Below are 13,754 nucleotides of genomic sequence, written 5' to 3' on the forward strand. Positions count from 1 at the left end.
CCTCTCACTCTCAATCACTTGCCCTCCATCTGCTCTCCAATGCCCTTTTCTCGAACAGTTGTACCTAAACTTGATGCATCAAGTTAGACAACCTCATTCATCAAGTTAGACAACTTAATTTCGAGGGTTCTATACCTTGACTCATCAATACCTCTTATTTTGCGAGAGAGATTATCGGCAAAAGAATCTTTGGTAATCCCAATCTGGGAAGACATTACCAAAGCTTCAAACAATTAGGATGAGTCCTCAAGAAGCTCCTTTTGTGCGCGCTCCATGAAGGCTATATGTGCAGAAATGCGTACATTTGTATTGTCTCTGAGAAGAAGAGACGCAGATTGGGATTTTACATAAATGAATAAATATTTTTCGACATGTCGAAGTTTTTGAAAGGGTTACTTGTTTTCTTGCCTGTCATGGCATTTTTGATAAGCTGCACAACCAAACATAACAATAAACCCACCATCACGGTAAGTATAGCTCCCGAGCGTTTCTTTGTCGAGCGCATCGCCGGAAAGGGCTATGAGGTCAATGTCCTCGTACCCAAAGACGCCAATCCTGAAATGTACGATCCCACGCCGAGAGATATCGCAGCGATAGCCCACTCGGATGTGTATTTTTACATGGGTTCATTGGCATTTGAACACGTTTGGCTACAAGCCATAAAGGAACAAAATGCAGACATAACATGTGTTGATATCTCAAAATATCTCCCCCCCATGAAGCATGTCTGTGTGCACAAGGATGGTCACGTGCACGGAGACCCGCACTTCTGGTCATCCATCATGGGTGCTAAAGCCATATCAAGAGGAATATATGAAAAGTTGATAGAGATGTATCCGCATGACACCCAACTTTTCGAGAGCAATTACAACGAGCTGCTCACAGAAATCGAAGCTCTCGAAGCTGAGTGCCAAGCGGTCTTTGAGAATGTCAAACAACGTGTATTTATCATCTATCATCCCTCGTTGAGTTACTTTGCCGACGAATGGCATCTTGAGCAGCGAGCGATAGAAAAAGACGGAAAAGAACCAACCCCCGCACATTTGGCCGAACTCATAGCAAAAGCCAAGGCCGATGATGTAAGACTCGTATTTATCCAGGAGGAATTTGATATCAAAAATGCGGAAATCGTTGCACGTGAGATCGGAGCAAAGACCGTCACCATACGCCCCTTGGATGAGGACTGGGTCGGACAGATACGCTTACTCATCAGTGCATTTGCTTCATTATGACAAATCGCTTACCCATACTCACAGCCTCAGACATTACCATAGGTTACGAGGATGCTCCCGTGATCAAGGGTGCCTCTTTCAGCATCTATGACAAGGATTTCATCGGTATCATCGGCCCCAATGGAGGTGGTAAAACAACCCTGATGAAAGCCATCCTCGGACTCATCCCACCGACAACAGGACATATAGAGTACTTCAACGCCAAAGGAGAAATTTCGCCCTCTTTGGAGATAGGATATGTCCCTCAACAAAATGCCATAGACAAGGCATTTCCGATATCAGTAAGCCGGGTTGTCGGATATGGGCTGATGAAAGCCGGCAAACTGCACCTCTCCAAGGAGGATCAACGACAAGTAGCTGCCACTCTTGAGCGTGTCGGGATGCTCGAGTACTCTCGAAAATCCATCGGGGAGCTCTCCGGAGGACAACTCCAAAGAGTCCTCTTGGCTCGTGCAATAGTGGCAATGCCCACCCTCCTTATCCTGGATGAGCCCAACACCTATGTCGATAAGCACTTTGAAAGCCAACTGTATGAGCTCCTTCCTGAAATTAACAAGCACTCGGCTATACTTATCGTTTCCCATGATGTAGGAGCAGTATGTAAGATGGTAAAACGACTCTTCTGCATCAACAGACATCTACATATACACGAAAATATAGATCTCTCGTGTGACGAGTGCAACGACTCTGCCCCCTTACGTTACCTCTCCTTATTGGAACATAAGTAAGTTCAGGCCTTTTTTAAGGACTCATAACCATTTTGTTACTTTTCCTTTAATAATCAATAAGATAGAAATACCTTCTCAAGAAAATTAACAAAGATAGTCTTAAAATTTAACACTTGTTATATTAAAACGAGTCGGAAAAACGCGTAATTTGCAACTATGAGAAGGTCTACAATTTGGTTGCTGATTACGGTAATGCTCTTTGCGTTTGCGGGTCTGCTTTATATGCAGGTCAGCTATATCAATGTCATGTTCAGATATCGCAATGAGCAATTCAATGAGTCAGTCAGAGGGGCCTTATTTCAAGTCAACCGAGCACTTGAAAAAGATGAAATGCGAAAGTGGTTGGACAACGAACTTTTGAAGCCTCATGCAGTTACCCCCAACTCATTCGGAAGCCCCCTTGATCTATCCTTAGATCCCAAGCGATACCAACTGGACCAGCTCCCGATAGATCCGCTCAGGCCTATCACAGAGAGTAATGACAAAATATTGGATACATCCAAACTCCTGCAAAGTCAGCTGTCAAGCAAACTCGGATATATACAAGAAACTCTCAGTGAGTATGCTATAGACATGCTGATGAAAGAGAGCTCGACACCATTTTATGACAGGGTCAGCCAAAGACAGTTGGAGACATACATAGGAGTATTCTTGTCGGATGCAAAGATCTCTCTATACTATGTATATGAAGTGGTAGACTATAGCAATCAGATATATTACTCAAACGGTCGTGTCCCTACGGATGAACCGGCGGCAGTCTACACACAAGCTCTTTTCCCCAACAACAAGCCTTCAGACTTGCACTTCTTGAGGGTCTACTTTCCGGGGAAGAAAGACTATATCTCGGGTAGCATCGGATTTCTGATGCCATCGATTATCTTCACCACAGGGGTATTTATCCTCTCTATCCTAACGATCATCCTTATCTTGAGACAGAAAAAGTTGGCCGAGCTCAGGTCTGACTTTATCAACAACATGACACACGAGCTCAAGACCCCGGTCTCTACGATCATCCTCGGTTCACAGATGCTCAAGGACAAAGATGTAAATAAAACACCGGAAATGGCCGGACATATTCTTGACTCGATAGCAGACGAAGGCAAGCGTCTCAACTTCCTGATTGAAAAGGTGCTGCATATGTCACTATTTGACAAGGAAAAGGTAGCATTTAAGTTCAAAGAAATAGACATCCAAGACCTGTTAATATCTGTCGTGAGTACCTTCAGCATCAAGACCGAAAGCTACGGAGGGGGGATCGAGATAGATCTTGATGCAACCAAAACGGATGTCTATGTAGATGAGATGCATATAACGAACGTGCTTTTCAACCTCTTGGACAATGCCATCAAGTATCGTCGTCCCGATGTACCGCCTCAGCTTGTCGTAGGGACGTACAATGAGGGGAATAACCTTTGTATATGCATACAAGACAATGGCATAGGGATCAAAAAAGAGTACCTGAAAAAGGTTTTCGACAGATTTTTCAGAGTACCTACGGGAAATGTGCACGATGTCAAGGGGTTCGGGCTCGGGTTGGCATACGTAAATAAGATTGTCAAAAATCATGGAGGAAGTATAAGAGCTGAAAGTCAGCTTGGAAAAGGAACTAAATTTATTATTATTTTGCCACTTATAAATACCAAGTAAATTATGGAACAGAAAATGAGAGTCTTCTTTTGCGAAGACGATGAAAACTTAGGGATGTTGCTTCGTGAATACCTGATAGCAAAGGGTTATGATGCTGTGTTGTTCACTGATGGTGAGGCAGGATACAAAAACTTTGTCAAAGAGTCAGACTCATATGATATCTGCGTACTTGATGTGATGATGCCCCAAAAGGACGGTTTCTCCTTGGCGTCGGACATTAAAGATATCAACCCGGACATACCAATCATCTTCTTGACTGCAAAGACAATGAAAGAAGATGTACTCGAAGGCTTCAAACTTGGAGCTGATGATTATCTTTCCAAACCATTCAGCATGGAAGAGCTCATCCTACGTATAGAAGCAGTCCTACGTAGAGTAAAGGGCAAAAAGGCCAAAGATGTACCATTCTACAAGGTAGGTGAGTTTCTCTTTGACACACAAAAGCAGACACTTACTATCGGTGATAAGGTGACAAAACTGACAACCAAAGAGTGTGAACTACTCAACCTCCTTTGCGCACATGCCAACGAAATACTTGAGCGCAACTATGCCCTCAAGAGCATTTGGAATGAGGATTCATACTTCAATGCTCGCAGTATGGACGTCTATATCACGAAGCTCCGTAAACTCCTCAAAGATGACCCTCGAGTAGAGATCATCAATATCCACGGCAAGGGCTACAAGCTCATCACTCCGGCATCAGAATATCCAATGAATGAGGAAAATATCCAGGTAATCTAACCGACTGATAGATTTCCTATATTGCTGATTCCGAAATATTTTGTCGGTGTCAGATGTGTATGAGATATAAGGGATTGGCCATAAACTAAGTTATGGCCAATCCCTTTTGATATTCCCAAACAAAAGAACCGGAAAGCATAAACCTTTCATCAAAAAGAAAGGAAGAATAACATTGATAAAGAACCATTTACAAACAAAAATCACCTTGCATTGTTTTATGAAAAAGGAGCCTATTATATCGTACACAAAAAATACAGATATGAATGCACGATTTTTATTCCCCCTCTTGCTCATCACCCTCTTTTGGGGTTGTGGGGAAAAAGAAGTCCCCACGAATGACAAACCTAATGAGCAACATATCAATCAGGTACTGATGCTAAAAGTAGACTATCTGACAAATGCATTTAGCGGAGGTGTCATCTTTGATTTTGCAGAGAAAAACAAAAACTTTACCATCGAAACCGAGTACATCCCACCCGGAGATGTCGGCACCATAAAATTGTACTACAAGGAAATCAACAAGCTCCTGTTTCACGGCAGCATTTTCTGGATGGGAGCAGGCAAGATAGTTTTTCCGGAACAATGGGTACCTGCAGAAAAATTTGAAACCCCATACTTCAAAAGGGTGGCATATCCTAAAAATGGATTTCTAAACGTATTTGATCCCGAAAATGAGAACCCTGATTATTCTAAAGCCTGGCTTTCGATCCAGGGGCTGACAAAGGTAAGAGAGTTTTTGAAGGATAATCCTGAAGAAACGGTCAAATTATTCCTCTATACTCCGAGTGTAGGTACGGGAGAATTAAACGAATGGTGCTGGATATTCTTACTCAAGAGATGAAGAATACATTCCTACCACTCGTAGTAAGATATGATAAAAGGACATAGATTGAAGACAAAGAGGCATTCTGCGGGATGCCTCTCTTTTTTGATTAATGCCGAAAAAACAACCAAAGTTCATCTTTGGTGAGTGTATTCTTGCTCATCTTCTTTGATGATCATATCTGTTTCAAGCTAAAAACAAGGCACAGGGCACTATGAGTCCTCATTATTTTGTACCTTTGAACTTCATTTAACAAAGAGTTTTTTTGACAAATGAAAAATTTCTTCCGTACACTCCACCGCTTCATACCCAAATACAAGTGGCTTGTTGTGGTCAATATCATATTCAACGTATTTGCGGCACTGCTCAATCTTATCTCTTTTGCAATGATCATCCCGATCCTGAGAGTACTCTTTCGGATCGATACTGCCACATACAAGTACATGCCGTGGGATGGTGTCAACCTACTATCACTACAGGGACTAAAGCAAGTGGGATCTATCATAAGCAACAACTTCAACTACCACTTGGTCAACCTAATAGACACCTATGGAGGAGCTACCTCACTCATCATCCTCGGGTGTTTTCTTGTCTGCATGACACTTCTCAAAGTAGGAGCCAGCTATCTCAGTTCGTACTTTATGGTACCAATCCGTACAGGGGTAGTAAGAGACATACGCAACGACATCAACCAAAAAGTATTGGGATTGCCAATAGGATTCTTCAGCGAAGAGCGTAAGGGAGATATCATCTCTCGCATATCCAATGATGTGTACGAAGTGGAAAGTTCTTTGATCAGTTCACTTGATATGCTGTTCAAAAACCCAATCATGATCGTCATCTTCCTCACAAGTATGATCATCATAAGTCCGGAACTTACGCTATTCGTCCTAATCCTACTGCCCATCTCGGGATTTATCATGGGTAAAGTTGGAAAAAGCCTCAAGAGGGACAGCACAAGATTGCAAGATGAGTCGGGGCTGATGATCAGCATGGTGGAAGAAACACTGGGAGGCCTCAGGATCATCAAAGCATTTCACGCAGAAAAAAAGATACAAGGAAGATTTGAAAGACAGACAGAGACTGTACGCAGACTGTCGGGTCGTGTCCAAAGTCGCCACCTCTTGGCGCACCCGATGAGCGAATTTCTTGGCACTGTCACCATTGCCATCGTGCTTTGGTACGGTGGAGTCCTGATCTTGGGAGATCAATCTAATATAGATGCGAGTACATTCATCTACTACCTCGTGATCTTCTACAGCCTTATCAATCCGGCCAAGGAACTCACACGATCTGCATACTCTATACAGAGGGGGATGGCATCATTGGAACGTGTGGACAAAATACTCCTGGCGGAGTCCAATATCCTTGACCCCGAAGTGTCAAAACCTCTTGTTTTTGAGAAGTACGTTTCATTCGAAAAAGTATCATTCCGCTACAAAGACACTTGGGTTCTCAAAGACATAGACCTCGTTATACCTAAAGGCAAGACAGTTGCTATCGTGGGTGCTTCCGGATCGGGTAAAAGTACTATGGTAGACCTGATCCCAAGATTTTATGATGTTCAATCCGGACGCGTGACGATAGATGGAACAGATGTAAGAGAGTTCAAAATGGTAGATCTCAGAAGTCTCATGGGAAATGTCAATCAGGAAGCGATCTTATTCAATGATACTGTACGGAACAACATTGCGTTTGGAGAAAAACAAGCAACAATGGAAGAAATAATTGAAGCTGCCAAAATAGCCAATGCCGATGAGTTTATCCAACAGTTGCCGGAGAAGTATGAGACCAACATTGGCGACCGAGGAGGAAAACTGTCGGGAGGCCAGCGCCAGCGTTTGAGTATAGCCCGCGCGATACTGAAGAATCCGGACATACTCATCCTTGACGAAGCGACATCAGCACTTGATACAGCCTCTGAAAAACTTGTTCAGACAGCACTTGACAACCTCATGAAAGGGCGTACAACCATAATCATAGCCCATCGTCTCTCGACTATCGTCAGTGCAGACATGATTTGTGTCCTTGACAAAGGACAGATTGTTGAACAAGGAACTCACGAAGAGCTTTTGGCATTGGGCAGACACTACGCAAAACTTGTACAGATGCAGAGTTTTTAACTCTCCCGGCTTAAACGAAACATTTCATATCTGAAATATTATTTTTTTAAGAGAATGAAGAAGACTATTTACCTCTTCCCACTATTTGTACTACTATCGTTATTTACCTTCTGTTCAGAAAATCATCCGGAACTGCTGATAGAGAGTCTTTCCATATCGGCAGACAAAGAAAGCATAACTGCTGATGATGAGGAGATCATAACATTTTCAGTCCAAAGTCAGAATGGAAGAAACCTGACCAATGAAGCAAAAATCGTCGTCAACGGCAAGGTGTTGTCGGGAAACACTTTTAAAGCGAATGAGAGCGGCACGTTCAGATGCCATGCCTCTGTGGATGACGTATCATCAAATGAGCTTATCTTTACAGCCAAACCCAAAACAGCAACTCTTACGCTCTCTGCTGATAGGAAAAGTATTCTTGCAGATGGCAAGGATCACCTGACCTTTGTCGTCAAGGATGCACAGGGCAAGGACGTATCATCTTCTGCAAAGATAACAGTCAATGACAAACCCATATCGGGACTGACCTACGAGACCACAGAGGTTGGCACCCAAAATGCTGTGGCCTTTGTAGGAAAAGAGTTTTCTCTGCCGTTATCTTTCATTACACACAAGGTGGAAGAGTTAACCCTTACTGCGGACAAATCCATTCTCTATCTTGACGGAGAGGACAAGGTGGTGTTGACCCTGAAAAATGCGGAAGGACAAGATCTGACATCAGAGAGTCAATTTTTCCTCGGCGACACTCCCATCGAGTCAAACGTATACAAACCTCAAATGGCAGGCCGGCTATCGTTTACCGCAGTCTACAACGATAACAAAAGTGCACCCGTAATCGTGACAGCAAGGGAGCCTATCAAGTACAATCTCGTTATCAGACCCAGCAAAGATATTTTGATCGGTGATAATGTAGATGAGGTCACCTTCTCTTGCATCAATACGGCAGAAAACAATGAAGATCTCACCTCTGAAACGACATTCTTCGTAGAAGGAACTCCACTTCCCGGAAAAGTATTCAAGACAAATAAGATAGGAACTTATCGCATTACAGCAAAGTACAAAGAGCATGAAGCCTCTCCTATTCTCCTTGTCGTAGAGCCTCACCCGGACACCATAGCTAAAACCCTTACTCTTTCTGCAGACAAAGAGGAGATCATCGCTGATGGCGAGCAGGTCGTTACTTTTAGCGTAAAAAATCAAGCTGATAGGGACTTTACCGATAAGGCAACCATACAGATCAATGACAAAGCAATAGAGGGTCATACATTCAAAACCACAACTCCTGATGTATATAAAGTCGTGGCCGTTGTTGGAAGCGTGAAGTCTAACATCATCACCATCAATGCAATCAAACGCGCTGCTAAACTTAAGCTTGAACTGAGCAAAACAAAAATCATTGCAGATGATAAAGATCAGGTGATACTCACTTGCATCAATACCGCTGATCAAAACAAGGATGTGACCTCAGAAGCTACATTCTTTGTGGATGGGAAAGCAATCTCCGGGAATAAGTTCAAAACCGATAAGCCGGGAGACTACCGCATCACGGCTCGATTTGATGGATCTGAGACTCTACCGATGCTCGTCGTTGCCGAACCTCATCCCGATACTATTGTCAAGGAACTTACGATCACGGCAAGCAAAAGGAGTATTGTTGCCAACAACAAAGACGTCGTAACATTCAAAGCTTTGAATCAAGCCAATAGAGACTTCACAAGTAAGGCAACATTCTTTGTGGATGACAGCCCTATACAAGGAAACTCTTTCAAGACATCAAGGCCTGATGTTTACAAAGTTTACGCAAAGATCGGAGATAAAAAATCTAATATTATCTCCCTCCAGGCTACTCAACGTCCGGCATCTTTGAGATTGCAATTAGACAAAAAAGGCATCCTCGCTGATGGCAAGGGAAAAGTCAGGTTTACGGTCTTTGATGCGCAAAATCGTGATATATCCAATCAAGCGACATTCACTGTAAATGGACAAAGAACCAATTCAAGGGAATACAGCACCTCTGTGGCTGATACATATAGGGTGATTGCGACTTACAACGAAGAACACTCCAACGAAGAATCGTTCACGGCATATCAACCCGAACACATCACTATCGAAATAGATAAGTCACAATTGACTCTGGGCACAGACAAGGCCCGGTTCACAGTGAAAAACTCCTCTCAAGTTGATGTTACGCCCTCTTCACAAATCTTTGTGAATGGACAACCTATCTCATCTTATTTCTATACTCCGGATCAAACAGGTTCTTTCAGTGCTTATGCCACTTACAACGGAAATAAAAGCAATACTATAACATTCCAAGTAAATGCTGCCACTGTACAGAATCTTGTAGTAAGTACAGACAAATCGACCATCGTAAGTGACGGAGCGGACTTTGCCGTACTCAAATGCCTCGACAGTTCTATGGGGAACAAAGATGTCACAAGGAACGTAACATTCTATGCTGACGGACAACAGTTGCAGGGCAATATACTCAAGAGCCAAAAAGTTGGTAACATATCGATAGTGGCAAAGGTAGGCAATCAGGAATCAGCACCTGTAACAATCAAAGGTCAGGTCAACCTTTCTGCCGTTCCTAAACTTTACGTCGAAGAGTTCACAGGCACTTGGTGTCCGTACTGCCCCACAGCCATACACATGGTAGATGAGGCTTCAAAAAATGATAGAGTCATAGCCGTTGCTCTACATAGCGGACAAAACTCAAGAGGCAATCCCCGCTATGATCCATTTGCGACTACCTCGGCAATATATGTTGGAAATGCTATGAATGTGCGAGGTTACCCAAGCCTTGTTCCTAACAGAGACCGCAACCAGCGCATCAATACATCCGGTAACCCAACAGATATCACCAATCGCATTCCCAACAGTACAACTGTAGGTATCGCAGTTGAAAGTAAGCTGTCCGGACATTCTCTATCCGCAACGATCAACGTACGAAGTTCACAAGCACGAAGTGCAAGCTGGCTTGCCATAATTACGGAAGACAAACTCATTGCTGACCAAAAGAATGCCACGGGTAGATTCCCTCATATAGGAAAGGGCTTCTCTCACGATCATGTTTATAGAGGAGCTCAGGGAGGGATTATTGAAGGAACAGCCTTCAACCTACCCAAAGACAATACCCAAAAGATTTCACTTTCCATGAATCTTGACTCAGCCTGGAAAACTCAGAACTGCAAGCTGATCATCCTCATACTCGACTCTAATCACAAGGTGCTGAATGTACAAAGAGTCAAGCTCGGAGAATCCATAAGTTACTAATAATAACAAATCCATAACATTCAATCTATTATGAAAAAGGTTTTATTCCTCACACTACTCTGCCTCCTGCCTCTTTTGGGAGCAAAAGCTCAGAATATCCAAGTTGAAAACCTCAAAGGAGAGAAAGTCCTATTTTCAGAGATCATCAAGGGAGAGCAGCCCGTCGTTATATCATTTTGGGCGACTTGGTGCAAGCCTTGCATGATGGAGATGGAAGCTCTGAAAGACTTGCAAGAAGAGTGGCAAGGCAAGGTACGCATCGTATCCATTTCTATCGATGACTCAAGATCCAAGAGTAAAGTGCCATCATTGGTCAAAGGGCGAGGATTACCATTTGAGATCTACCTTGATACCAACAAGGCGCTATACAACAGTCTGAATGCACTCGGGGTTCCTTATACCTTTATTTTTTACAAGGGTAAGCAAGTCTATTCTCATAGCGGCTATACCCCCGGAGATGAAGAACATGTCATCGAGGAAGCTCTAAAGTACACAAAGTGATAACGAATACATCAAGATTGATCAACTGACCAACCGATATGATGAAGAATATCATCACTTTACTCCTCACAGCCACTGTAGCCTCACCCCTCCATGACTTGTATGCCCAGTCTCCCTCCAAAGAAGACTACGGCAGACTGCAGGGAGGAATAGAGTCAAATGGGGCAATCTATAAGAAAGATCCCTCTGATCCTGAATCCCAGCGTAAAGGTGATAATACTTATATCAATCTCAGATACACTTACAAAGACTTCAATGCCGGGCTTCAGTACGAGACATTCGAACCGCCTATGCTGGGCTACGAAAAAGATCTCAAAGGTCATGCTTTGACCCAATACTATGCCAACTATTCCGGGCAGAAAGTCAATCTGACTCTCGGAAGTTTCTACGAACAATTTGGTAGCGGGCTCTTGCTTCGAGCTTATGAGGAGAGATCATTGGGTATCAACAACTCTCTACGAGGGCTAAATATCAAGTACACTCCGACCGATTGGGCAAGCATCAAGGTCATAGGAGGTCAGCCACGACGCTATCTCACATATGCAGACGCATTTGTTGCAGGGATAGACACAGACCTGAGTATCGCTCACCTGTGGACAAAAGAACGGAACTACGACGTTACGCTCGGAGGTTCATGGTTGTCACACTTCAATACTAAAGAGTTTGCTAGGACCAAAGCTCCAAAACAGACCAACCTCTGGGGCCTACGTACGGGGTTCAGCACCTCGGACTTCACCATGGGGATCGAGTACACTCAAAAGGGAGCAAGCCAAAGCTATTCACCACACGTACTCAGATATCTTGATGAAGGTGGAGATGCCTTGCTGGTCAATGCTGACTACACACTCTCTGACTTCGGAATCTCAGCTGCCTTCAGGCGCATCGAACACATGGATTTCCGCATCGACAATCTTCCCAAGGAGATCTATGTCCCGATGAACTACATCCCGGCTCTCACCAAGCAGCACAAGTATGCCCTACCGGGACTGTATCCTTACCAAGCCAGGCCATCAGGAGAGATCGGTGGACAGGTCGATATCTACCACACGATCAAAAACGAACGACTTGGCAAGTATCCCCTCAAGATAGCACTCAATGCCTCCCACTACAGATCGTTAGGTTACAACCCCATGCGTACAATGCCTTTTTGGGGCGAAGGCGGGACTGCTCTTTTCAGCGAATTGGCTCTCGAAGTCGGCAAAAAGATCTCCCGATCTCTCGAAATCAATGGAGGTTTGTACTATCAAAAACAATACTACGAGGGACAGCAAAACAAGTCGATAGCTCAAGTCCTCGATATCCTGTGGAAGATCACACGTAAGTACTCTCTGCGCTCCGAGCTCCAACACATGACAACCGACATGAAGGACAAAGGTTGGATTTACGGACTTGCCGAAGTAGGGCTCGCACCACGTTTTGCATTCTATGGAAGTCTGATGTACAGTTATGCCGCAGATGCCAAACAACTATACTATACCATAGGCAGTAGTTTCACCTACAACAGTTTACGCGCTTCCCTCTCCTACGGGCGCAATAGAGAAGGGATCCAATGTGTAGGAGGTATCTGTCGCTTCGTGCCCGAATACACGGGGATCACCGGCAGCCTTTCCTATCCATTCTGACCTATCAAGGTTTTCAAATACAGTAAGGTCATGTGTCACAAAGCTGACATATGACCTTATTTTTTTGATATCCCCAGCCACATGAAAACACATCGCTTCCCCCACGTTCTTGGAAGAGCTGAAAAGGTTGTCTAACTTGAGATCTCAAGTTAGACAACTTAATTCATCAAGTTAGACACATCGATTTCGAAGGTTCTACATCTTCATCGGAAACCTCTTTCGGGAGGGAGTATCAGGGAGGAACAGAATGAAACAATTCTCCCACAAAATCAGACCATGTAGAGCAGCTGAGGAGTGGAGAAAAAAAATACAAAGATCACCACATAATATAGGTTGTCAAGTGGCAGAGAATGAGGGTTAAATACCGAAATCAGGGTATTGTGAACACTGTTCATCGTCAATAACTTCGTGATGATATGGAAAACTATTCTACTGACAGCAGGACACAATGGCTGATACTCCAAGCTGCAAGAGCGGAGTTTATAGCCTATGGTTTCAGAGACTCCTCTCTGAGACGGATTGCTCGTGAAGTCGAGATCACCGTGAGTAATATTTACAATCACTTTGACAACAAGGATACTCTCTTCAGAGCTGTATTGGCTCCACTCATAGAGGCTATTGAGACGGTCATCAACGAACACAATACCGAGACCAACATGGAAATATATGTCCATACACCGGATAGATATAGGGATGCCACAGTCGGGGAATTTATCAAACTGGCGAGGGGATACCGTACTGATCTCAAACTCCTGCTCCTACACTCGGGAGGCTCCTCCTTGGAGCACTACAAAGAGGAAATCGTAGAACGTCATGTAAAGTCCGGAGCGAGATATCTCGAAGCCTTCAAGGAGAAGTATCCGAGTACTAATACCGATGTATCACCCTTCTTCTTACGTGTCAGCTCTATGTGGTGGTGGATCATACTATCGGAGATCGTCTCTGACGATTCTCTTTCGGAGCAAGAGGTAGAACAAGGGATAAGAGAATACATCACCTTCGGCACTGCGGGTTGGAAGGCACTGATACAGCTATAAAACAAAGATTAAGATTATAACTTA

10 protein-coding genes are annotated in these 13,754 nt (G+C 43.8%); all 10 read left to right on the forward strand.

All coding sequences use genetic code 11. The annotated features are described in order from the left end of the window. The first annotated feature begins 371 nt into the window (after positions 1–371). The 10 genes from Q4A14_RS05315 to Q4A14_RS05360 all read left to right on the forward strand — a co-directional run bounded on the left by Q4A14_RS05315 (position 372) and on the right by Q4A14_RS05360 (position 13,730). The gene (locus tag Q4A14_RS05315) at positions 372–1,232 is read left to right on the forward strand and encodes a metal ABC transporter solute-binding protein, Zn/Mn family (protein WP_303170481.1); all 861 of its coding nucleotides are present in this window, start codon (positions 372–374) and stop codon (positions 1,230–1,232) included. Further along, positions 1,229–1,960 carry a metal ABC transporter ATP-binding protein gene (locus Q4A14_RS05320; RefSeq protein ID WP_303170482.1) on the forward strand — a complete coding sequence of 244 codons (732 nt, stop codon included), beginning with the start codon at positions 1,229–1,231 and terminating at the stop codon, positions 1,958–1,960. The genes Q4A14_RS05315 and Q4A14_RS05320 overlap by 4 nt, the downstream gene beginning before the upstream one ends. 156 nt (positions 1,961–2,116) lie before the next feature. Continuing rightward, positions 2,117–3,607, forward strand: a complete 1,491-nt coding sequence (locus Q4A14_RS05325; protein WP_303170483.1) for a sensor histidine kinase KdpD — start codon at positions 2,117–2,119, stop codon at positions 3,605–3,607. 3 nt (positions 3,608–3,610) lie between these two features. Beyond that, a complete protein-coding gene (locus Q4A14_RS05330) occupies positions 3,611–4,348 on the forward strand; it encodes a response regulator transcription factor (RefSeq protein ID WP_303170485.1) in 738 nt (245 codons plus the stop codon). A gap of 259 nt (positions 4,349–4,607) precedes the next feature. Beyond that, positions 4,608–5,189: a hypothetical protein gene (locus tag Q4A14_RS05335; RefSeq protein WP_303170486.1), complete on the forward strand. Its 582-nt coding sequence runs from the start codon at positions 4,608–4,610 to the stop codon at positions 5,187–5,189. Positions 5,190–5,443: 254 nt separating this feature from the next. Continuing rightward, entirely contained in the window at positions 5,444–7,294 is a 1,851-nt protein-coding gene (locus Q4A14_RS05340) for an ABC transporter ATP-binding protein (protein WP_303170487.1), read from the forward strand. Positions 7,295–7,348: 54 nt separating this feature from the next. Then, positions 7,349–10,570: an Omp28-related outer membrane protein gene (locus Q4A14_RS05345; protein ID WP_303170488.1), complete on the forward strand. Its 3,222-nt coding sequence runs from the start codon at positions 7,349–7,351 to the stop codon at positions 10,568–10,570. Positions 10,571–10,600: 30 nt separating this feature from the next. Next, positions 10,601–11,071 (forward strand): TlpA disulfide reductase family protein, encoded by a 471-nt coding sequence (locus Q4A14_RS05350; protein WP_303170489.1) that lies wholly within the window; start codon positions 10,601–10,603, stop codon positions 11,069–11,071. Between the two features lie 38 nt (positions 11,072–11,109). Further along, a complete protein-coding gene (locus tag Q4A14_RS05355) occupies positions 11,110–12,693 on the forward strand; it encodes a DUF6029 family protein (RefSeq protein ID WP_303170490.1) in 1,584 nt (527 codons plus the stop codon). 416 nt (positions 12,694–13,109) lie between these two features. Beyond that, positions 13,110–13,730, forward strand: coding sequence for a TetR/AcrR family transcriptional regulator (locus Q4A14_RS05360; protein WP_303170491.1), 621 nt, complete (start codon positions 13,110–13,112; stop codon positions 13,728–13,730). Positions 13,731–13,754 lie beyond the last annotated feature (24 nt).

Origin of the sequence: Porphyromonas sp. (assembly GCF_030529325.1) — a bacterium.
In the GTDB taxonomy this organism is placed as follows: domain Bacteria; phylum Bacteroidota; class Bacteroidia; order Bacteroidales; family Porphyromonadaceae; genus Porphyromonas_A.